This is a genomic window from Streptomyces turgidiscabies Car8 (assembly GCF_000331005.1).
Classification (GTDB): Bacteria; Actinomycetota; Actinomycetes; order Streptomycetales; family Streptomycetaceae; genus Streptomyces; species Streptomyces turgidiscabies.
Genome location: NZ_AEJB01000590.1, coordinates 1 through 20571 on the forward strand (window position 1 = coordinate 1; position 20571 = coordinate 20571).

Annotated in this window: 21 protein-coding genes; 9 read left to right on the forward strand and 12 right to left on the reverse strand. The window is 69.1% G+C overall.

Annotated features, from left to right (window positions below; all coding sequences use genetic code 11):
- From STRTUCAR8_RS41395 to STRTUCAR8_RS41415, 5 genes are all read right to left on the reverse strand, one after another.
- Positions 1 to 432, reverse strand: a 432-nt coding sequence (locus STRTUCAR8_RS41395; RefSeq protein ID WP_044473783.1) for a heat shock protein transcriptional repressor HspR, incomplete at its 3' end; no start/stop codon positions are given.
- A gap of 5 nt (positions 433 to 437) precedes the next feature.
- A complete protein-coding gene (gene dnaJ, locus STRTUCAR8_RS41400) occupies positions 438 to 1631 on the reverse strand; it encodes a molecular chaperone DnaJ (protein ID WP_006382416.1) in 1194 nt (397 codons plus the stop codon).
- Between the two features lie 45 nt (positions 1632 to 1676).
- Positions 1677 to 2330, reverse strand: a complete 654-nt coding sequence (grpE, locus tag STRTUCAR8_RS41405) for a nucleotide exchange factor GrpE (RefSeq protein WP_006382408.1) — start codon at positions 2328 to 2330, stop codon at positions 1677 to 1679.
- A complete protein-coding gene (dnaK, locus tag STRTUCAR8_RS41410; RefSeq protein WP_006382412.1) occupies positions 2327 to 4177 on the reverse strand; it encodes a molecular chaperone DnaK in 1851 nt (616 codons plus the stop codon). The genes grpE and dnaK overlap by 4 nt, the downstream gene beginning before the upstream one ends.
- Before the next feature lie 132 nt (positions 4178 to 4309).
- On the reverse strand, positions 4310 to 5338 hold the full coding sequence (locus STRTUCAR8_RS41415) for an MraY family glycosyltransferase (RefSeq protein WP_006382427.1): 1029 nt from the start codon (positions 5336 to 5338) through the stop codon (positions 4310 to 4312).
- Between the two features lie 241 nt (positions 5339 to 5579).
- Between STRTUCAR8_RS41415 and STRTUCAR8_RS41420 the strand changes: the two genes are divergently transcribed.
- The 4 genes from STRTUCAR8_RS41420 to STRTUCAR8_RS41435 all read left to right on the forward strand — a co-directional run bounded on the left by STRTUCAR8_RS41420 (position 5580) and on the right by STRTUCAR8_RS41435 (position 12020).
- Positions 5580 to 7871, forward strand: a complete 2292-nt coding sequence (locus tag STRTUCAR8_RS41420) for a heterodisulfide reductase-related iron-sulfur binding cluster (protein WP_006382421.1) — start codon at positions 5580 to 5582, stop codon at positions 7869 to 7871.
- Positions 7872 to 8025: 154 nt separating this feature from the next.
- Positions 8026 to 9336: an FG-GAP repeat domain-containing protein gene (locus STRTUCAR8_RS41425; RefSeq protein WP_006382388.1), complete on the forward strand. Its 1311-nt coding sequence runs from the start codon at positions 8026 to 8028 to the stop codon at positions 9334 to 9336.
- Between the two features lie 168 nt (positions 9337 to 9504).
- Complete coding sequence (locus STRTUCAR8_RS41430) at positions 9505 to 10890, forward strand: FG-GAP and VCBS repeat-containing protein (protein WP_006382391.1); 1386 nt, start codon at positions 9505 to 9507, stop codon at positions 10888 to 10890.
- A gap of 53 nt (positions 10891 to 10943) precedes the next feature.
- Complete coding sequence (locus tag STRTUCAR8_RS41435; protein WP_044473784.1) at positions 10944 to 12020, forward strand: Yip1 family protein; 1077 nt, start codon at positions 10944 to 10946, stop codon at positions 12018 to 12020.
- A 75-nt stretch (positions 12021 to 12095) separates the two neighbouring features.
- On the opposite strand, the gene STRTUCAR8_RS41440 is transcribed toward STRTUCAR8_RS41435, so the two are convergent.
- From STRTUCAR8_RS41440 to STRTUCAR8_RS41460, 5 genes are all read right to left on the reverse strand, one after another.
- On the reverse strand, positions 12096 to 12689 hold the full coding sequence (locus tag STRTUCAR8_RS41440) for a hypothetical protein (protein ID WP_006382422.1): 594 nt from the start codon (positions 12687 to 12689) through the stop codon (positions 12096 to 12098).
- On the reverse strand, positions 12686 to 12865 hold the full coding sequence (locus STRTUCAR8_RS41445; protein ID WP_006382417.1) for a hypothetical protein: 180 nt from the start codon (positions 12863 to 12865) through the stop codon (positions 12686 to 12688). Before STRTUCAR8_RS41445 ends, STRTUCAR8_RS41440 begins: the two co-directional genes overlap by 4 nt.
- A 97-nt stretch (positions 12866 to 12962) precedes the next feature.
- Entirely contained in the window at positions 12963 to 13346 is a 384-nt protein-coding gene (locus STRTUCAR8_RS41450; RefSeq protein WP_006382414.1) for a hypothetical protein, read from the reverse strand.
- Positions 13347 to 13395: 49 nt separating this feature from the next.
- On the reverse strand, positions 13396 to 14178 hold the full coding sequence (locus STRTUCAR8_RS41455) for a nucleotidyl cyclase domain-containing protein (protein ID WP_006382419.1): 783 nt from the start codon (positions 14176 to 14178) through the stop codon (positions 13396 to 13398).
- Positions 14179 to 14271: 93 nt separating this feature from the next.
- Complete coding sequence (locus STRTUCAR8_RS41460; protein ID WP_006382425.1) at positions 14272 to 14943, reverse strand: hypothetical protein; 672 nt, start codon at positions 14941 to 14943, stop codon at positions 14272 to 14274.
- A 110-nt stretch (positions 14944 to 15053) separates the two neighbouring features.
- Between STRTUCAR8_RS41460 and STRTUCAR8_RS41465 the strand changes: the two genes are divergently transcribed.
- On the forward strand, positions 15054 to 15890 hold the full coding sequence (locus STRTUCAR8_RS41465; protein WP_078507474.1) for a Crp/Fnr family transcriptional regulator: 837 nt from the start codon (positions 15054 to 15056) through the stop codon (positions 15888 to 15890).
- On the opposite strand, the gene STRTUCAR8_RS41470 is transcribed toward STRTUCAR8_RS41465, so the two are convergent.
- Complete coding sequence (locus tag STRTUCAR8_RS41470; RefSeq protein WP_006382395.1) at positions 15814 to 16323, reverse strand: phosphoribosyltransferase; 510 nt, start codon at positions 16321 to 16323, stop codon at positions 15814 to 15816. The genes STRTUCAR8_RS41465 and STRTUCAR8_RS41470 overlap by 77 nt on opposite strands.
- Positions 16324 to 16847: 524 nt before the next feature.
- On the opposite strand from STRTUCAR8_RS41470, the gene STRTUCAR8_RS41475 reads away from it, so the two are divergent.
- The 4 genes from STRTUCAR8_RS41475 to STRTUCAR8_RS41490 all read left to right on the forward strand — a co-directional run bounded on the left by STRTUCAR8_RS41475 (position 16848) and on the right by STRTUCAR8_RS41490 (position 19620).
- Entirely contained in the window at positions 16848 to 17600 is a 753-nt protein-coding gene (locus tag STRTUCAR8_RS41475) for a helix-turn-helix domain-containing protein (RefSeq protein ID WP_006382426.1), read from the forward strand.
- Positions 17601 to 17711: 111 nt separating this feature from the next.
- Entirely contained in the window at positions 17712 to 18608 is an 897-nt protein-coding gene (thyA, locus tag STRTUCAR8_RS41480; RefSeq protein ID WP_006382393.1) for a thymidylate synthase, read from the forward strand.
- Entirely contained in the window at positions 18605 to 19165 is a 561-nt protein-coding gene (locus STRTUCAR8_RS41485) for a dihydrofolate reductase (RefSeq protein WP_006382397.1), read from the forward strand. Before thyA ends, STRTUCAR8_RS41485 begins: the two co-directional genes overlap by 4 nt.
- Positions 19162 to 19620: an HIT family protein gene (locus STRTUCAR8_RS41490; RefSeq protein ID WP_006382411.1), complete on the forward strand. Its 459-nt coding sequence runs from the start codon at positions 19162 to 19164 to the stop codon at positions 19618 to 19620. The genes STRTUCAR8_RS41485 and STRTUCAR8_RS41490 overlap by 4 nt, the downstream gene beginning before the upstream one ends.
- Here STRTUCAR8_RS41490 and STRTUCAR8_RS41495 read toward each other — a convergent pair.
- Positions 19598 to 20563, reverse strand: a complete 966-nt coding sequence (locus STRTUCAR8_RS41495; RefSeq protein WP_006382410.1) for a deoxycytidylate deaminase — start codon at positions 20561 to 20563, stop codon at positions 19598 to 19600. The genes STRTUCAR8_RS41490 and STRTUCAR8_RS41495 overlap by 23 nt on opposite strands.
- Between the last annotated feature and the right edge of the window lie 8 nt (positions 20564 to 20571).

Genomic DNA, 20571 nt, shown 5'->3' on the forward strand with positions numbered 1-20571 from the left:
CTTCGGCCGCCACACCACCAACGCACTCGTCTGCTGGACCTCCTGATACGGAACCAGGTCCCGCCGGTAAGACGCGTGAACCGCCGCCTCCCGCTGCTGCATAGCCGCAGCGGCGCCGTCCAGGGCGGACTCCATCTCCGCCACCCGGGACTGAAGCGCGGCGACCTGGTTCTCCAGCTCGATGATGCGCTTGATGCCGGCCAGGTTGATGCCCTCGTCCTGCGACAGTGCCTGCACCGTGCGGAGCAGTTCGATGTCGCGGGCCGAGTAGCGGCGGCCCCGGCCGGCGGTGCGGTCGGGGGAGACCAGGCCCAGGCGGTCGTACTGGCGCAGGGTCTGCGGGTGCAGGCCGGACAGCTGGGCCGCCACCGAGATGACGTAGACCGGTGTCTCCTGCGTCAGTTCGTACGGATTGCGTCGACGACCGTCCATCTCGGTCAGGCTCCCTTCGCCGCCTCGAACAGCTCCGCCCGCGGATCCTCGTCCACGGTCGCCTCGCGATACGCCTCCAGTGCGTCACGAGCCTTCCCCGCCAGCTCCGTCGGCACACTCACCTCGACGGTGACCAGCAGGTCTCCCCGGGTGCCGTCCTTGCGGACCGCGCCCTTGCCCCGCGCGCGCATCGTGCGCCCGTTGGGCGTGCCCGGAGGCAGCTTCAGGGTGACCGGCGGGCCGCCCAGGGTCGGGACCCTGACCTCGCCGCCGAGTGCCGCCTCGACGAACGTCACCGGCACCGTCACCGTCAGGTTGTCTTCCCTGCGGCCGAAGACCGGGTGGGAGTCGACATGAACAGTGACGTACAAGTCGCCTGCCGGGCCGCCCCGTTCACCCGGTGCGCCCTTGCCTCGGAGGCGGATACGTTGGTTGTCCGCCACCCCGGCCGGGATGCGCACCTGCATCGTCCGCGAGGACTTGGCGCGCCCCGAGCCGCTGCACACCAGGCAGGCGTGCTCCGCGATCAGGCCCCGGCCCTTGCAGTCCGGGCAGGGGTCGGTGAGCGAGAAACCGCCGCCCGAGCCGCGCGCCACCTGGCCGGTGCCCACGCAGGTCGGGCACACGCGCGGCGTGCCGTTCTTGTCGCCGGTGCCCGAGCACGCCTTGCACGGTGACTGGGAGGTCATGCGCAGCGGGACCGTCGCGCCGTCCACCGCCTCCGTGAAGCTCAGCGTGACCTCGGTGTCGATGTCCTGGCCGCGCCGGGGCTGCGTACGGGTGGTCCCGCCGCCGCCCCGGTTGAAGAGGCCGCCGAACACGTCTCCGATGCCGCCACCGAAGCCGCCGGCGCCACCGGAGCCGGACCCGGCCCCGCCCGGGGCGCCGCCTCCGAAGAGGTCACCCAGGTCGAAGTTGAAGGAGCCGCCGCCCGCGCCCGGCCCCGGGCGGAAGCCGCCGTTGCCGAAGAGGGCGCGGGCCTCGTCGTACTCCTTGCGCTTCTTGGGGTCACCGAGGACGTCGTTCGCCTCGGAGATCTCCTTGAAGCGCTCCTCCGCCTTGGCGTTGCCCTTGTTGGCGTCCGGGTGGAACTCGCGGGCGAGTTTCCGGTACGCCTTCTTGATCTCGGCCTCGGTGGCGTCCTTGGGGACGCCGAGGACCTTGTAGAAGTCCTTCTCGATGAAGTCCTTGGTGCTCATCCTCGACGTCCCTCCTCTCCGGAGTGCCCCACTTCAATGCTCACGTCAGCCCTCTTCCGGGCCACCGCTCTCCTTGCCGTCCGCCGTGTCGGCCGACCCTGATTCGGCCGGCGTCGCCCCGGGCTGGGGCTCGGCCACCGCGACCCGCGCGGGGCGCAGGTTGCGCTCGCCGAACTTGTAGCCCGGCTGCAGGATCGCCACGCAGGTCGTCTCCGTGACGTCCGGCGCGTACGAGTGCATCAGGGCCTCGTGGATCGTCGGGTCGAAGGGCTCGCCCTCCTTGCCGAACTGCTGCAGGCCCATCTTCGCGGCGACGGACTCCAGCGACTCGGCGACGGACTTGAACCCGCCGACCAGTTCGCCGTGGTCCCTCGCCCGGGAGATGTTGTCGAGCACGGGCAGGAGTTCGGTCAGGAGGGTCGCGATGGCGACCTCCTTGACCGCGATCCGGTCCCGCTCGACCCGGCGGCGGTAGTTCTGATACTCGGCCTGGAGCCGCTGGAGGTCCGCGGTGCGCTCACCGAGCGCCGTACGAACCTGGTCCAGCTGTGCCGTCAGACCGGCGACCTGTGCTGCTGCTGCGTCCCCGGCCGGGGCCGCCCCCTCCGAAGAGGGGGCGGCCTTCGGCTCGGCGTCGTCGGGGGTGGCGCCGGAAGGGACGTCGGGCTTCTCGTCGAAGCCCGGAGTCTCCTCCGTCACGCGGCACCGTCCTTGCGCTCGTCGTCGACGATCTCGGCGTCCACCACGTCGTCGTCGGCCTTCGGGGCCTCGGCGCCGGGAGCGTCGTCACCGGCGCCGGCTGCCTGACCCGCCTGGGCGTCGGCGTACATCGCCTGGCCCAGCTTCTGCGAGACGGCGGCGACCTTCTCCGTGGAGGTGCGGATCTCGGCGACGTCCTCGCCCTTGAGCGCGGCCTTCAGCTCCTCGATCGAGGCCTCGACCTCGGTCTTGATGTCGCCGGGGACCTTGTCCTCGTTGTCCTTGAGGAACTTCTCCGTCTGGTAGACGAGCTGCTCGCCCTGGTTGCGGGTCTCGGCGGCCTCGCGGCGACGGTGGTCCTCGTCCGCGTACTGCTCGGCCTCCTGGCGCATCCGGTCGACCTCGTCCTTCGGCAGCGAGGAGCCACCGGTGACGGTCATCTTCTGTTCCTTGCCGGTGCCGAGGTCCTTGGCGGTGACGTGCATGATGCCGTTGGCGTCGATGTCGAAGGCGACCTCGATCTGCGGCACACCGCGCGGGGCCGGCGGCAGGCCCGTCAGCTCGAACATCCCGAGCTTCTTGTTGTACGCCGCGATCTCGCGCTCGCCCTGGTAGACCTGGATCTGGACGGACGGCTGGTTGTCCTCGGCCGTCGTGAAGATCTCGGAACGCTTGGTCGGGATCGTGGTGTTGCGCTCGATGAGCTTCGTCATGATCCCTCCCTTGGTCTCGATACCGAGGGACAGCGGCGTCACGTCGAGGAGCAGGACGTCCTTGACCTCGCCCTTGAGGACACCGGCCTGGAGCGCGGCGCCGATGGCGACGACCTCGTCCGGGTTCACGCCCTTGTTGGCGTCCTGACCGCCGGTCAGCTCCTTGACGAGCTCGGCGACGGCGGGCATACGGGTGGAGCCACCGACGAGAACGACGTGGTCGATCTCGGAGAGGTTGATCCCCGCGTCCTTGATGACGTTGTGGAACGGCGTCTTGCAGCGCTCCAGCAGGTCGGCCGTCAGCTGCTGGAACTGGGCGCGCGTGAGCTTCTCGTCCAGGTGCAGCGGGCCCTCGGCGGACGCCGTGATGTAGGGCAGGTTGATCGAGGTCTCGGTGGACGAGGACAGCTCGATCTTGGCCTTCTCGGCGGCCTCGCGGAGGCGCTGGAGGGCCATCTTGTCCTTGCCCAGGTCCACGCCGTGGCCGGCGCGGAACTGCTGGACCAGGTAGTCCATGACGCGCTGGTCCCAGTCGTCACCACCGAGGTGGTTGTCACCGTTGGTGGCCTTCACCTCGACGACGCCGTCACCGATCTCCAGGAGGGACACGTCGAAGGTGCCGCCACCGAGGTCGAAGACGAGGATCGTCTGGTCGTCCTTGTCGAGGCCGTACGCGAGAGCGGCGGCCGTCGGCTCGTTCACGATGCGCAGGACGTTGAGGCCCGCGATCTCGCCGGCCTCCTTCGTCGCCTGGCGCTCGGAGTCGTTGAAGTAGGCCGGGACGGTGATGACCGCGTCCGTGACCTTCTCGCCCAGGTAGGCCTCGGCGTCGCGCTTCAGCTTCTGCAGGATGAACGCGCTCATCTGCTGCGGGTTGAAGTTCTTCCCGTCGAGCTCGATCTTCCAGTCGGTGCCCATGTGGCGCTTGACCGACCGGATGGTCCTGTCGACGTTGGTGACCGCCTGGCGCTTGGCGACCTCGCCGACCAGCACCTCACCGTTCTTCGCGAAGGCGACGACGGACGGCGTGGTCCTGGCACCCTCGGCGTTGGTGATGACGGTGGGCTCGCCGCCCTCCAGAACGCTGACGACGGAGTTAGTCGTGCCCAGGTCGATGCCGACCGCACGTGCCATTTCAATTCCTCCAGCAGCAATGACTTGAGCTATGACGCAAGCCATGACGAGCCATGACTTGAGTGGAACAGGCTCAAGTGTGCATCACTCCCGGCGCGTGGTCAACAGAGCTGAGTCGACCACACTCAACTCTTATCCGTTCCTTACGCGCAATGGCGCCCTGACCTGCGCCGACTGCACGGCCGGAGGCCTCCGGAGCCCGTACACGGGGACTCTCAGCAGCCCCACCACCCCCGTCCCGGCCACCCCCGCCACCCACCACAGCCCCGATTCCCCGGCCCATCCGCCGTGTGCGAGCACCCCCGTCAGCACCGCCCCGAAGGCACACGCGCCGAGCAGCACGGCCGCCCCGCGCGGGGTGAGCCCCAGCCGCCGCAGCCGGTGCGCGAGATGGTCCGGACCCCCGCGCGACAAGGGCCGTCCGGCCACCCGCCGCGACACGGCCACGAGCACCACGTCCGCACCGGCGACGGCGGTGAGCGCGAACAACACCCCAGCGCTGGAGGCCAGTTCGTGCCCGGTCCGCACGACCACCGCGGCCGAGGCCAGCACGAACCCGGTGAACAGGGACCCGCACGCGCCCAGCGCGATCCGCGCGGGATGCCAGTTGTGCATCAGGAACCCGGTGAGCGCGGCGGCCAGGACGCTCAGCAGCACGGCGAGCCCGTCGAGCACCTCGACGGCGGCGCACGCGCCCACCCCGAAGGCGGTCAGCACCCCGACCGTCCCCAGCAGCCCGTCGGCGTGGTCGAGCGCCCGGAAGGCGAGGGTGACGAACACGATCCAGCAGAGAGCGAGCAGCCCGACCCCGAACCCCAACTCCCCGTACGGCACCACGAACGCGGCCGCGACGGCCGTACCGACGACAAGGAACCGCGCCTTGACCCGCCACACGTCGGCCGCCAGCCCGAGCGCGCCGACGCCCGCACCGGCGACGAGCAGTTCACCGACGCCGTCCCCCAGGGGGGCGTACCCGGTCCACTCCCCCGCCCCGGCGACCAGCCCCGTCGCGAGCACGACCGCGAGTCCGCCGAGCAGGGGCAGGGGGCGCGCCCGGCGCCGGTCGAGGACGCCGAGGCGCAGGGCGAGTGTCCGAAGGAGGGCGGCGAGGACGGCGGCGAGGAACAGGGCGGCGATGGCGGCGAGGATCCCGTAGAGCACGGGTTCACGGTAGGCGCAAACGTAACAATTCTGTACGAATAACACGAAGCAACATCGTCAGCACGTCGTCTGATCCGATCGGTTCCGATCCGGGCCGATCGACGACTCAGGTAAGCCTCAGCGATCCAGATCACTCCGCGGCTGACTACAGTGCGGGCCAGGATATTGGGTAGTCTCTGACAGACTGCCTAAGTTACCGCTTAGTAATACCCAGCAACGCGCAGGCCTGAGGAGCCCTTCCATGCAACTCGCCGCGATCATCGTGTCGCTCGTCCTGACCGTGATCGGCGTCGCGCTGCTCGCACGCGCCATCGGTCAGTTCGTCCGGTACTTCAAACTCGGCCAGCCCGTCCCGGCCGGACTGCGGACGGACAACCCCTACCAGCGCAGCGTGACGCTGGTGAAGGAGTTCCTCGGCCACACCCGGATGAACCGGTGGGGCATCGTCGGCTTCGCGCACTGGTTCGTGGCGGTCGGCTTCCTGACCCTGCCGCCGACCCTCGCGCAGGCCTTCGGCCAGCTCTTCTCGGCGGACTGGACGCTGCCGGTCATCGGCGGCTTCCTGCCGTTCGAGATGTACATCGAGTTCATCGGCGTGATGACGATCCTCGGCATCGCCGTGCTCATCGCGATCCGCCTGGCGAACCTGCCCTCGCGCCCCGGCCGCAAGTCCCGTTTCGCGGGCTCCAAGGCGGGCCAGGCGTACTTCGTCGAGTACGTCATCCTCACCATCGGCCTCGCGATCTACGTGCTGCGCGGCCTCGAGGGCGCGATCCACCACGTCGAGCACTACGAGGCCGGCTACTTCGCCTCGTACCCGCTGGTCCTGGCCTTCAAGGGCCTGAGCACGGCGACCCTCCAGAACCTGATCTACCTCACCGCGATGATCAAGATCGGGACGTCCTTCGTCTGGATGATCGTCGTCTCGCTCAACACCAACATGGGTGTGGCCTGGCACCGCTTCCTCGCCTTCCCGAACATCTGGTTCAAGCGTGAGGCGACCGGCGGCACCGCCCTGGGCGCCCTCCAGCCGATGACGTCCGGCGGCAGGCCGATCGACTTCACCGACCCCGGCGAGGACGACGTCTTCGGCGTCAGCCAGGTCGAACAGTTCTCCTGGAAGGGCCTGCTCGACTTCTCCACCTGTACGGAGTGCGGTCGCTGCCAGTCGCAGTGCCCGGCCTGGAACACCGGCAAGCCCCTCTCCCCCAAGCTGCTGATGATGTCGCTGCGGGACCACGCCCATGCCAAGGCGCCCTACCTGCTCGCAGGCGGCGGCAAGACGGCGGAGGGCGAGGAGAAGGCGAGCGAGGAGCAGCTGAAGGACGTACCGGCCGCCGCCCTCGCCGAGGCCGAACGCCCCCTCATCGGCACCGCCGAGGAGAACGGCGTCATCGACCCGGACGTCCTGTGGTCCTGCACCACCTGCGGCGCCTGCGTCGAGCAGTGCCCGGTGGACATCGAGCACGTCGACCACATCGTCGACATGCGCCGCTACCAGGTCATGATCGAGAGCGCCTTCCCGTCCGAGGCGGGCACGATGCTCAAGAACCTGGAGAAGAAGGGCAACCCCTGGGGCCTGGCGAAGAAGCAGCGCCTGGAATGGCTCAAGGAGCTCGACTTCGAGGTGCCGGTCGTCGGCAGGGACATCGAGGACCTGACCGAGGTCGAGTACCTGTACTGGGTCGGCTGCGCCGGCGCCCTGGAAGACCGCGCGAAGAAGACCACCAAGGCGTTCGCCGAGCTCCTCCACATCGCGGGTGTCAAGTTCGCGATCATGGGCGGCGACGAGAAGTGCACCGGCGACTCCGCCCGCCGCCTCGGCAACGAGCCCCTGTTCCAGGAGCTCGGCATGGAGAACGTCATGGCGCTGAACATGGCGTTCGGCGAGGAGACGGACGACGAGGGCAAGGTGACCGAGGAGTCCCGCAAGCCCAGGTCGGCCAAGAAGATCGTCGCGACCTGCCCGCACTGCCTGAACACGATCGGCAACGAGTACCCGCAGCTCGGCGGCGACTACGAGGTCATCCACCACACCCAGCTGCTCCAGCACCTCATCGACGACGGCAAGCTGCTGCCGGTCACCCCGGTCGAGGGCCTCATCACCTACCACGACCCCTGCTACCTGGGCCGCCACAACAAGATCTACACGCCCCCGCGCGAGATCATGTCGGCCGTCCCGGGCCTGCGCCAGCAGGAGATGCACCGCCACAAGGAACGCGGCTTCTGCTGCGGCGCCGGCGGCGCGCGGATGTGGATGGAGGAGCGGATCGGCAAGCGCATCAACAACGAGCGGGTCGACGAGGCCCTCTCGCTCAACCCCGACATCGTGTCGACGGCCTGCCCGTTCTGCCTCGTCATGCTGACCGACTCGGTCAACGGCAAGAAGAACGACGGCAAGGCGAAGGAGTCCATCACGGTCGTGGACGTCGCCCAGCTGCTCCTGGAGTCCGTGAAGACCCCGGCGGACGACGAGCCCCCGGCGGACGAGCCGGAGACGGAGAATGCGCCGGAGCCGCAACCGGTGAAGTAACCGCCGGTCCAGGTGCCACCGACAGCCCCCTGCCCCTCGTACGGGCAGGGGGCTGTCGCCCTGTCACGGGGCTGTCGCCGCATCTCGAACACGTGCATCATTACCGAGTAGTTGCCAACGGGGTCAACGGTCCGGACGAGGTGCGGGGTACGGGGTGCGCGTACGAAGAGGCGGTCGGGGTACGGCGGCCACCGGCGGGCTGGCGGCCCTCGGCGCCCTGGTGGCACTCACCGCCTGCGGCCCCCTCTCCGGCGACGACGGAGCAGCCGCCACCGACACCCCCGTGCAGGTCGCCAAGGCCCCCGCCCGACGCCCGATACCGCAGGGCGACGGCAGTAAGACCGCCGACGACTTCAACGGCGACGGCCACCGCGACCTGGTCCTGGGCGACCTGGTCAAGGACCAGCTCCACACGGACGACGCCGGGATCGGCATCGTCTACGGCTCTCCGGGCGGACTCGTCCCCGGCGCCCGGCAGTTGCTGAGCCCGGCCCGTCAAGCAGCCCGTACGAAGGGCCAGTTGCCGGCGGTCTTCGACGCGGAGGCGACCTGCGACCTCGACGGCGACGGCTTCACCGACCTGGTCGTGTCGACAGACCCCCCGTACGACGGGCAGGGCCAACCCCCGGTACCCCTCCAGCTCCTCTTCGGCTCCCCGGACGGCCTCACCGGCCGCGCGGTCGCCCTCACGATCCCCGGCGAGGCACGCGCCGGCAACGACTGGCCCGACCAGCCGGTGTGCGGCGACTTCGACGGCGACGGCGCCCAGGACCTCGTCGTCCACGCCTCTGACGTCCAACTCAGCTATCTGCGCGGCCCGTTCACCCGCAAGGGCGCCCCGAAGAAGGCCGGCGCACCGATCGCCGCCCCCGGCAACGTCCCCACGGGCCCGGCGGCCGACGTGAACCACGACGGATACGACGACCTGGTCGTCCGTACGGCCGACGGCACCTCGAAGTCGGCGGTCGTCCTCGGCGGCCCGAACGGCCCCACCCGCACCGGGACGGTGCTGCCCGAGGGCATCGACGTCGCCCTCGGCCGCTTCGGCAAGGGACGTGACCTGGACGCGGCGGTGGGCTCCATGGGGAGGACGTCCCTGCGCTACGACCTCCCCGACGCGACCTCCGGCACCCTCGCCTCCCCCGGCTCGATGCTCGACACCGGCGACTTCGACGGCGACGGCCGCGACGAACTCGTGTCCAGCGGCTCCCGGTTGAAGGTGTTCCGGGCGCCGACAGCGACGACCGGACTCTCGACGGCGGGCATGGTCACCGTCGCACCGCCCACCCGGGGCACGACCCGGGTGCTCACGGTCGGCGACTTCGACGGCGACGGCCGGGACGACCTCGCGGTACGGACGTACCGGGGCGAGACCTGGGACGAGGTGGCCGTCTACCCCGGGATGAAGAGCGGAACAGTAGCGGCCAAGCCGTCCGTGACCTTCTCCAGCTCGGAGTTCCTGTAGGGACGTGGGGATGCGGGGATGCAGGGATGTGCGGGGGCGGACGAAAAAAACCCGACTCCCGTACAACCATCGGCCGTCGTCGACAGTCTCCCCCGTACTCACGGACTGACCACGCACGGACCGACCACCGTGCCGACACACGCACACCTTGCAACGGGGAGACCATTCATGCGACGCAAGCGCATCACCACGGCAGCCCTGGCCGCCACCCTGCTCGCCACCGGCCTGGCGCCCCTGGCCCTCAGCACGCCCGCCGCCGCTGCCGCCGCCAAGTTCGCCGACGACTTCAACGGCGACGGCTACCGCGACTACGCCGAGTACTCCTACGGCGCCGACTACGAGTTCTCCGGCGGCGCCGTCAAGATCACCTTCGGTACGGCGAACGGGCCGGGCACCAAGGTCCAGTACGTCAGCCAGAACAGCGCCGGAGTCCCCGGCTCCGACGAGGCAGACGACCTGTTCGGGGAGGTCAGGGCCGCCGCCGACTTCAACGCCGACGGGTACGGCGACCTGGCCGTCGCCGCCACCGGCGAGGACGTCGCCGGGCGGGTGAACCAGGGCACCGTCACCGTCCTGTGGGGCAGCAGGTCCGGCCTCTCCGGCGGGACCAACATCCCCGCCCGGTCGAACACCTCGTACGGCCGGATGGGCGCGGACCTCGCGGTCGGCGACTTCAACGGGGACGGCAAGAAGGACCTGGCCCTCGTCGCGGGCGGCAAGGCGTGGGTCTACCGGGGCACCATCTCCCGTTCGGGCGTGGCAGGTTCGGTCACCGCCCTGGACAAGGACAACATCTACTTCGAGGTCACCGGGCTGGTCGCGGGCAACGTGACCGGCGACAACAAGACCGACCTCGTCGTCATCGGCGACGTCGTCACCGACACGTACATCGCCTCGGACGCCTGGTTCATCAAGGGCGGCACCACACTCGCCCCCGGCCGCACCCTCCGTCTGGAGCGCAAGAACGGCAGCGGCGGCGAGAGCGAGCGCGGCGGCGACGGCGTCATCGCCGACTTCAACAAGGACGGCAAGGGCGACATCGCCATCGGCACCCCCCTCTTCTCCTCCTACCGGGGCGAGGTGAGCGTCTGGTACGGCGCCGCCGCCGGCCCCGCCAAGTCCGCCCGCTTCACCCAGAACACGGCCGGCGTCGCGGACACCGCGGAGACGTACGACTCCTTCGGCGAGGACCTCGTCGCCGGCGACATCAACGGCGACGGCTACCGCGACCTCGCGATCGGCGCGTACGGCGAGCGGATCGGCAACAAGCCGTACGCCGGCGCGGTCCACGTCCTGTACGGCCGCGCCGCCGGCCTCACCACCGCCGGTTCGCAGTGGTTCGCCCGCAACTCGGCCGGCATCCCCGGCGAGGTCACCGACGGCGACATGTTCGGCGCGAAGCTGCGCCTGCGCGACGCCAACCGCGACGGCAGGGCCGACCTGTACGTATCGGGCGGCACGGGCTCGCTGCGGCTGCTCGGCTCGCCGTCGGGGATCACGACGGCCGGGGTCTCGGCGGTGCCGGAGGGCCTGATCGACGGGATGCTCCCGTAACGGAGAGAAACGGGATCCTTTCCCTAGGGGAAGGATCCCGGCCCCCTTAGGGGATGTCACAGGTCGGCAGCAAAGCGGGGTCCGGAACCCCCGGCCCCGCCCGTCACTCTCCGGGACCAGGTACGTTCGATGACGTGGCTGGATTCAGGATCGGACGCGGCGGCCGGGACAACCGCCCCCCGCAAGCGCGACCGCAACAACAACCGCGGCAGCAGCCGTACGGCCAGCAGCCCCCACAGGGCGGCCCGTCGTACGGCTACCCCTCCGCGCCTCAGCAGCAGCCGTACGGTGGCGGACAGCCGTCGTACGGCGGCTCGGGCGGCGCCGGAGGGCAGTGGCCCCCGCAGGCGACCGCCGACAGCGGCGGCTACGGCGGGCCCGGCGGCCAGGGCAGACACGGCGAGCCGGAGTACTTCGGCGACGGCGGCCAGGGACACGGACACGGGCCTCAGCAGGGGTACCCGAACGCTCCCGTGGACCCGTACGCGGCCAACAACCCTGGTCACACACAGGCGTTCAGCACCGGCGACGACCCGTACAACCAGGGCGACACCTACCGCGCCGGCTCCGCCGCGGCCCCGCCGTCCGGTCCACGCCTGCGCTGGAAGGAACTGCTGAAGGGCATCGTCACCGCCCCCGACCGCACGTTCCTCCAGATGCGCGACTACCAGGTGTGGGCCCCGGCTCTCGTCGTCACGTTCCTGTACGGCCTGATCGCCGTCTTCGGGTTCGACGACACCCGCGAGGACACGATAAACGCGACGCTCAGCAACGCGATCCCGATCGTGCTGACGACGGGCGTGGCGATGGTCCTGAGCGCCTTCATCCTGGGCGTGGTCACCCACACCCTGGCCCGCCAGCTCGGCGGCGACGGCGCGTGGCAGCCGACGGTCGGCCTCTCCATGCTGATCATGTCCATCACGGACGCCCCCCGCCTCCTCGTCGCGATGTTCGCGGGCGGCGACGCCCCCTTCGTACAGATCCTCGGCTGGGCGACCTGGGTAGCGGCAGGCGTCCTGCTGACCATCATGGTCCGCCGCTCCCACGACCTCCCCTGGCCGAAGGCCCTGGGCGCGTCGGCGATCCAGCTGATCGCCCTGCTGTCGATCGTGAAACTGGGCACGTTCTGACCTTCCCGGGGGCCCCTTCCCAGAGGCCCCCGGTACTTCTTTCAGTCCCTGCCCTTGCCCTGACAGGGTGTTTCCTCAGTCCCTGACGGCCGGCTCGGACCGCCGCCGGGCGACGAGCCGCAGACCGGGATCGACGTCCCGGAGTGCGGCCTCGACGTCCTCCCGGAGCCGGCGCAGCACGCTCACCCCGCTCACGACCCCGTCGGACAGCGTCCAGGTGCGAACGGACCACACCGCGTCCACCCGCCCGCGCCCCGCCGACGGTCCGTCCATTTCCGCGGGCCCCGACCTCCGTACGGTGAGACCGGCGGTGAAGGTACGGCCGCCGAGAGTGCTGCCGAACGCGACGAGCACCTCGTCGTCCGTCGCCTCCAGAACGTACGCGTCGGCCAGGACCTTGGGGCACTGCGGGGCGAGCCGTACGGACGACAGAAACGCCTCCCGGATCTCCCGCGGCTCCGCCACGAGGTCGAAGTGCAGTTCCTCGGCGACCAGTTCCTGCCCGTCGCGGTGATCACGCCGGGCGAACACATGCTGCTTCGCCTTCGCCCTGCCGTAGTCCTTGGCCTTCCCCCACAGCACGGCGAGGACCACCAAGGCCACCAGGGCCAGAACGCCCAGCAGCGCCCCGGGAATCCCGTCCGAGGCGCCGGACGACGTCCCGTTCACCGGCTGCGGCTCTGGTCGCGCATCTTCTTCCCGGCCGCCGCGGCACCGGCGCCGGCCATCGCGAGCACGCCGTACGTGACGAACAGGCCCAGGCTCGTCGTCCCCACCTTCATCAGGACGGCCATGACCGCGAACAGGGCCGTGCCCGCCCCCATCAACACCTTTTCGACGCTCATCCGACTTCCTCTTCTCGTCACTCGACCACTGGGTTGTCGGGCCGGCGGCCCGCTGATCGGTCTTTCGTGCCGGGTCAGTTCACGCTCACGGTCACGGTCACGGAGACGTGGACAGATCGGTGGTGCCGATCCCGAGCGGATGGCCGCAGAGCGCGGCGACGCTCTCCGTGGCCTCGCTCAACTCCTCCGTGGAGGTCTCGTCGGCGTCCGAGATGCTGTCCAGCCGTTCCGCGTCGGAGGAGAGGTCCTCCGGTCCCTCGTAGCGGTCGGCCACGTCCGCGAGGTCCCCCGCGGCGGAGAACACCGGGTTGCCGAACACCGCGCCGATCCCCAGGCGACCGCCCAGCGTGTCGTACTCCTCGCAGACCTCCGCCCTGGCGGTCGGCCCCGTGGCACACGCTGCGGTGGCCCATCCGAGGAGCCCCACGACCGCGACGGCCGCCGCACTCCTTCGTAAGACGGCCCTGAGCTGTTGCGTCATCCTCTTCCCTTCCACTCTTCCTTCTTCTTTCTTTCTTCGTCGGTCGCCGTCACCACGCGCCGCGCCACCAGCGCGAACGCGACCGCGGTGCGAGCGGCGCACCCAGCTGGACATCACCGCCCGCCACGACCGCACCGTCCATGCGCACGTCGTGGCCCGCGCTGACGGACACTCCGCCGCGCCGGGGCTCGTCCCGCCCCTCGTCCGGCCCCTCGTCCTGCCGGGCGGCCTGCTCTCCGGCGATCCGCATCGCGCAGGCGTTGTCCCCGGCCACATGCAGCCAGGCCCTGGCGTGGGTCTCCTTGACCCGGAACGTGACGGCGTGGAACGTCGTGGGCTCCACCGCCGGCAGACCCGCCCGCACCACCGCGTCGTGGATGACCTCGGACACCAGGACCGCTGTGTCGCTCACGGCCTCACCGATGGCCTGCCGCAAGGGCTCACCGTCACAGAGCCGGAAGACGTGGTTGACCGCGTTCCCCGCGAAACCGTGCCCGTCGCGGTGCACCTCACCGGCGTGCACGGCCATCCTCAGCCGCAGCAAGGGGTCACTGCGCCGCCGGGCGCCCAGCCCGTGTTCCAGCCGGGGCAGCACCTCGGTGAACAGGTCCCGCACGGGCAGTTCCGGCGGCAGGACGACGAACACACCGTCCCCCCGGTCCTCATGGGGACTCAGGTGCCACAACTCGTCGGTGAACGCCGCCCGCAACTCGCCGTAGAGACCCTCCCGGCTGCGGAGCTGTTCACGGTCACTGCGAGAACTGAACCCCTGGATGTCGACGAAGAGCAGAGGGGCGTGCTGGGACCGGCCGGGCCGGGAGCGAGCGGACACGACGGACATCACTCATCACTTTCTGCAGGAAGTACGGCATACGACACGGACCGGGGCTCTACGACATCGGGACACCGGGGCCCTCCCGGGGCCCTACGACGTCGGGATCTGGAACATCCCGCACTTGAGTTGCTGGCTCCTCGCGTCCACCAGCGAGAGGAACACCCCGGCGCCGCAGACCTTCAGCAAGCCGTAGTCGGAGGAGTTCAACTGCCAGCGCCCACCGGACCGGACCAGGCGCACCGTGCCCTGTTCCTTGCCGTCCCAGCTGAGCATGGTCTGGGCGCCGGAGTCGGTCTCCTCGGGCTCGCCGACCCCGACCTCGTCCACCCGCTCCCGGTACGACGCCGACTTCGCGGTGAACGCCGTACTCATGCCGGTCTCGCACGTGCCGTCACCGGGCTGCGTGAGATAGCACCAGGAGGCCGCGTCCCCGATCCGTTCGGCCGCCCTGATCTGCTCGACCGTGTGCCGGGCGCCGTCGAGCCCTGCCTCGTCGACCACCGACCGGTCGACCACGTCGCCGGTGCTCAGGGAGATCCCGGTCCAGATCGTGCCGGACAGGACGACGACCGCCAGGCCGCCGGCGAACAAGGGGTTCGCGAAAGCCCACCGCTGCACCTTCCGGACGATGGTGACGTCACCGCCGGCCACGACCGCGTCCGGCCCGATGGTGATCCCGCCACCCGCCTGGATGTTCACCTGGTTCTGTCCACCGCGGACGTCCTGGGCCTGACCGTAGGGCGACCCGTGCTCTCCGGACATCTGTCACACCTGTCTGCTCATGTGCCTAGAAGACACATAGAAGCAACCCAGAGCAGAACAAAAAGATGCAACTGCCTCACTACGCGGCACGAGTTGGAGAAAGTCCCCGGGTGAGACACAAGACCTTTTGGGAGACTCTCGCCGTCGACGAGCGCGAGGCCATGGAGCGGGTGGGGAGGGTCCCCCGGAAGCCGTTCGAGCCCGGGGACACGATCTTCCGGCAGAGCGACGAGGCCGACCGGGCCGCCGTGATCATCAACGGCAGGTGCCGCGTGCTCTGGCACGGCGAGAACGAGCGCACGACCTATCTGGCCTCACGCCGGGACGGCGAACTCATCGGCGAGATGGGCCTCCTGGACCACGGCCCCCGGAACGCGACCGTGACGGCACTGACCCGCACATACACCCGCTGGTACGGACGCGAGGTGTTCGAGGGACTGCTCGTGGAGCATCCGGGAATCCTACGGAAGCTGTCCATGACCGTGTGCACACGGCTGAAGGAGTCGGACCACCACCGGGTCGTCATCGCGAGCGCTCCGGCCCGCCTCAGACTCGGTCGACTCCTGCTGAGCCTGGCCGAGGCAGAGGGCGTGCCCACCCCTCTCGGCATCGAGATCAGGGAGGTGACGCAGGAGAACCTCGGCGACTGGCTGGGCATGGGCCGGGAGGCCGCCGGACGGCGGGTGAGAGAACTGCAGGCACGGGGATTCCTCGCCGACTCCCCGTCGAGATCCAGAATCGTCGTCACCGACCCGGACGGTCTGCACCGGCACGCGTTCGGCCCGGACCCCATGGCCTCCCCCCTGAAAGCCGACCCCTTACAGCCCCCGCACCGCCACACCCCCACCGGGCCCGGTCTCGCGCCCCACGTCAGACCGCTTCCCGGTTCTCCTTCGGAGCCTCGCCAGACCTATGTACCGGAGGCAGGACGCTCCACGGAAAGTTGATCCAGTCGTCGGTCCGCTTCCACACGTACTCGCACTTCACGAGGGACTGCGTCTTCTCGTAGATCACCGCGGAACGCACCTCGGCGACGGCTCCCAGGCAGAAGTCCCGCACCAGTTTGAGCGTCTTGCCGGTGTCGGCGACGTCGTCGGTGATGAGGACCTTCTTGGCGGAGAAGTCGATGGCGTTGGGGACGGGCGCGAGCATGACGGGCATGGGGAGCGTGGTCCCGACGCCGGTATAGAACTCGACGTTCACCAGGTGGATGTTCTTGCAGTCGAGCGCGTACGCCAGTCCCCCGGCGACGAACACCCCGCCGCGCGCGATGCTGAGCACGACATCGGGCTCGTACCCGTCGTCGGCGATGGTCTGCGCGAGCTCACGCACGGCGACGCCGAACGTCTCGTAGGACAGGTTCTCCCGTATGTCACTCATGCCGCCGCCCTCACACCCGGGTCGGCTGGAGGTCGAGGGAGGAACGGCGGGCGGTGGGCCCGCACTCGGGACGCGCGTCGATGTCTGAGAGAAGCACGTCCCGAGGATACGCAGTACCTACCGCCGGTTAACGCTGCCTCTCCAGAGCGACCGGGACCACGCTGCGAAGCCTGGCGCATCGTGGGCACCGGATGAGCCGGCCAGGGCCGAGCCGCTCAGCTTGCTGCATCGGAAGCGATGCGGTGGTGAACACGTGCCCCTCGGCACAACGGACGACGGTACGTTCCATCAAGTCCAAGAGTCCCTTCCCCAAGAACCGCGCCTGAACTGCTACTTACGTCGTGACAAAAGCCACATTACGACATCTGGGAGGTGACCCTGCGGACGGCGCTCCAACCCGCTGGGACCTCACCCGCACCGACACCGTACGCCCCGACTTCCGCGCCTCGCAGCCCCGGTAGCGGCGAGGTGACGGAGTAGTCTGGGCCCCGAATATCACCTGGACGGCAGGACGGATCGTAGCGATGCCCCATCCCAACCCCCTGCCTCCGGTTGCCCAGGAGCCGGGCGCGCAGCGTTCCCAGGCCACCCAGTGCCGTCTCGACGCCTACCTGGCTTCCGCCCTGACCGGACTCGACGCCGACCAGCGGAAGTACCTGTTCGAGATCTCCGACGCCGTGGCCGCCACCTGCGCCGACAACAACGTCCGGCTGTACGAGCCCAGGAAGGTGACCGACCCGGTCCACCACACCACCGTGCCGGATGTGGAAGTGTTCCGGACGGACCGCCACCGGGTCATCAATTCCGACCTCCTGATCTATCTCGCGCATCATCCGAGTACGGGCGCGGGCCAGGAACTCGTCTTCGCCCAGGAAGCCATTGTCCCGATTCTGGTGATCGCGCACATCGACACCAGGATCAGTCGAATGGTGACCGGAATTCCCGGGCCGCTCACTCTGGTGCGATACGACTCGATCACCCAGCTCACGGCGCGGCTCGAACAGGAGATCGTCGATCTGCAGCCGAAACTGCTGCAGCGCAGGATCGCCCTGGAGGAACTCGAACAGCACCGCGTGGGCACGCGCATCAGGGAACTGCGCGAGTTGCGGAACATGACCCGTCGGCAGGTGGCGGAATCCACGAGGATTCCGAATGCATTCACTCCCGAACAGCTCAAGCAGTGGGAACAGAGCAGCGACAAGGTGAACAACCTCAGCCTGACCCACCTCCAGGAGATCGCGTCCGCGCTGAGCGTGAGCATCAAGGATCTCGTGTAGTTCTTTACTGCGGCAGCGGGCCTTTGCCGCAACGGGATTCAGAACAGCCGGATTTGAAGCAACGGAATCTTGCGCAGAATTTCGCAACAACGAGCAGGGAAAGAGAATTTCGTGGAGTACGCCGCGTACGCAGACCGTGCACCGGATTCGCAGTACCGTACGATTCTGGGTGCCATCCTGGAGCACGGCGACGCGACGCCCACGCGACAAGGGCCGGCTGCCCTGACCCTCATGCAGCAGACCATGAGCTTCGATCTGGCCAATGGATTCCCGGTCATCACCGAGAGAAGCATGGCCAGGTTCTGGCGCAAACCCATCGGGGAACTCTGCGCGTTCATCAACGGGGCGACCACCCTCGACGAACTGGCCGAGTTCGGATGCGACTGGTGGGGTCCCTGGGCGAGTGAGGGGAAGACGTCACGCCGCGGACTTCCCCCGGGCGGTCTGGGCCCCGGATCCTACGGAGGGGCGTTCCACGACTTCCCCACCGTGGAAGGCAACGGCTTCGACCAGTTCAAGCACCTGGTGGAGCAACTGACCGAACTCCCGAACGACCGCACCCACTTCGTCAGCCCGTGGATTCCGCAATACCAGATCCGCGGCACGGGAAAAACCCCGAAGACCACGATTTCGCCCTGTCACGGCTGGGTTCATGTGAGGGTCATCGGCGGTCGACTCCACCTGCACATGTTCCAGCGCTCAGGGGACGTTCCCGTCGGGGTCCCGTCCAACATGATTCAGTACGCGGCCCTCCTGCTGATGCTGGAACACCTCACGGGCATCCCGGCCGCGCGCTACTACCACACCATTTCCGACGCCCATGTCTACGAGGACCAGGTCGACAGCGTGAAGGCCATGCTGGAACGGGAGCCGCGGCGCCTGCCGACGGTCACTCTCAACGAGGGCGGACGCCAGGTGAAGGACATCCACGAATTCCGTGGCGAACACTTCGATCTCTCCGACTACGACGCGCACGCCGCCATCGGGTCCATTCCGGTCGCGACATGACCGTCAAGAGATCCCTGATCGTCGCGGCCTCGGAGAACGACGTCATCGGCCGCGACGGGGACCTGCCGTGGTATCTGCCGGGAGACCTGCGGTACTTCAAGGAAGTCACGCGCGGGCATGCCGTGGTGCTCGGGCGGCTCACCCACGAGTCGATCGTCGCCCGCCTCGGGCGCCCTCTGCCCGGCCGCACCAGCGTGGTGGTGAGCACGTCTCCCCGCCCCGACGCGGAGAACGTACGGTGGCAGCCCTCCGTCCCGTCCGCACTGGCCGAGGCCGAGGCTCTGGAGCGGGCGTCAGGGCAGGACGAGGTGTTCGTGATCGGCGGGGCCACCGTCTACCAGCAGGCTCTGCACGCCGTGGACAGGATCTATCTGACGCGGGTGCACACTCACGTCGAGGGTGACTCCCGGATGCCCGCCGGGTGGCTGGAGGGCTTCGCCCTGACGTCGCGAGTCGATGTCGAGGCGCGCACGAGCCCGGGCGCGAACACTGGCGAAAACGCGGGCGGCTCGGCGTTGGCCCACTCGTTCCTGCGCTTCGAAAGGGTGCCCGCGTGAACCTGTACTACTTCGGCAACTGCCGTACGGCGGAGCAGCGCGCGGAGATGGAGCGGCTGGACAGCGAGGGCATCTGCCTCTTCTGCCCGGACGTCCTGCGCAAGCACGAGAAGCAGCAGATCCTCTGGGAGACCGCGCACTGGATGGTCACGCCCAACGAGTTCCCGTACGCCGGGACACGGGTGCATCTGCTGCTCATCCCCAAGGAGCACGCCACCGATCTGCTGGACCTCTCCGCCGAGGCCCGCGCGGACTTCTGGGAGGTCCTGGCATCCACGAAGGACCGGTACGGCCTGGACCACTACGGCGTGGGCGTCCGCAACGGCGACTGCCGGTACACGGGCGGGACCATAAGGCACCTGCATGTGCATGTGCTCACGGGCCAGGGCGAGGTGGCGGCCGATGAGGAGTTCGTCCCGGTCCGCATGAAGTTCACGTCGGCGCCGGGCCGCTAGAGGAGCTCGAAGGGCCGACGGGACCGGAAGAGCCGGCGGTGTTGGCGGAGTTGGCGGTGTCGGGGGAGCCGGCGGGGGCAGCGGCGTCGGTGGGGGCATCGTCGGAGGTCATGTCGACCCAGATCAGCTCGACGCCTCCCGAGCGGAGGATCTCCTCCCCGTCCAGCATCGAGTAGGGGCCCGCGAAGAAGCATCTCTGGAATCCGGCCTCGACGACGAGCCGGGCGCAGGCGGGACACGGAAACGTACTGACGTAGAGGTCCGAACCCGCCAGGCCGAGCCCCTCGCGGGCCGCCGCGGCCACCAGGGACGCCTCGGCGTGGATGGCGGTGGACAGGTCCGGCCGCACCCCTCTGCTGAAGTCGTTGCGCGGATCGCCGTCGATGTAGGGCGCGTACTCGGTCGGATGGTGGTGGTTGTGGGCGACCTTGAGGATCTCGCCATCGCGTACGGCCGCCGCGCCGACCTGCCGCCACCAGTCCGAACTACGGCGCGATTCGCGCTCCGTCCGAACCATGAACCGGCGGTCCAGACTCGACCGCGAGATCCGGTAGTCGAAACGGACCGGCTTGGTCGCGCGGCTCCACTCCCGGTCCCAGCGCAGGAACGTCGTCTCGAATCGCAGCTGGGCCTTGTCGGGGAAGTCCGGCAGCTCGACGAGCCGGTGCATGATCTCCTCGTCCGGCAGGACGACGAGGCCGGCCCGTACGGCATCGGCCAGGTCGGCCGGCTCGACCAACAGCACCCGCGTGTCCGGAACGATCAGGCGGGCGTGCTCCACCGCACGCTCCGGACTCAGAGCCCGGATCTCCTTGGCGAGCTTGGGAAACACATCGCTGAATCGCCGACCCAGAATCAGGATCTCGTCGGAGTCGGCGTGCCGCTGGAGAAACGCCTCGTAACCGGCGTGCACCACGGGCAGGTACAGGATCGTCTGCTTCACAGGCGCCC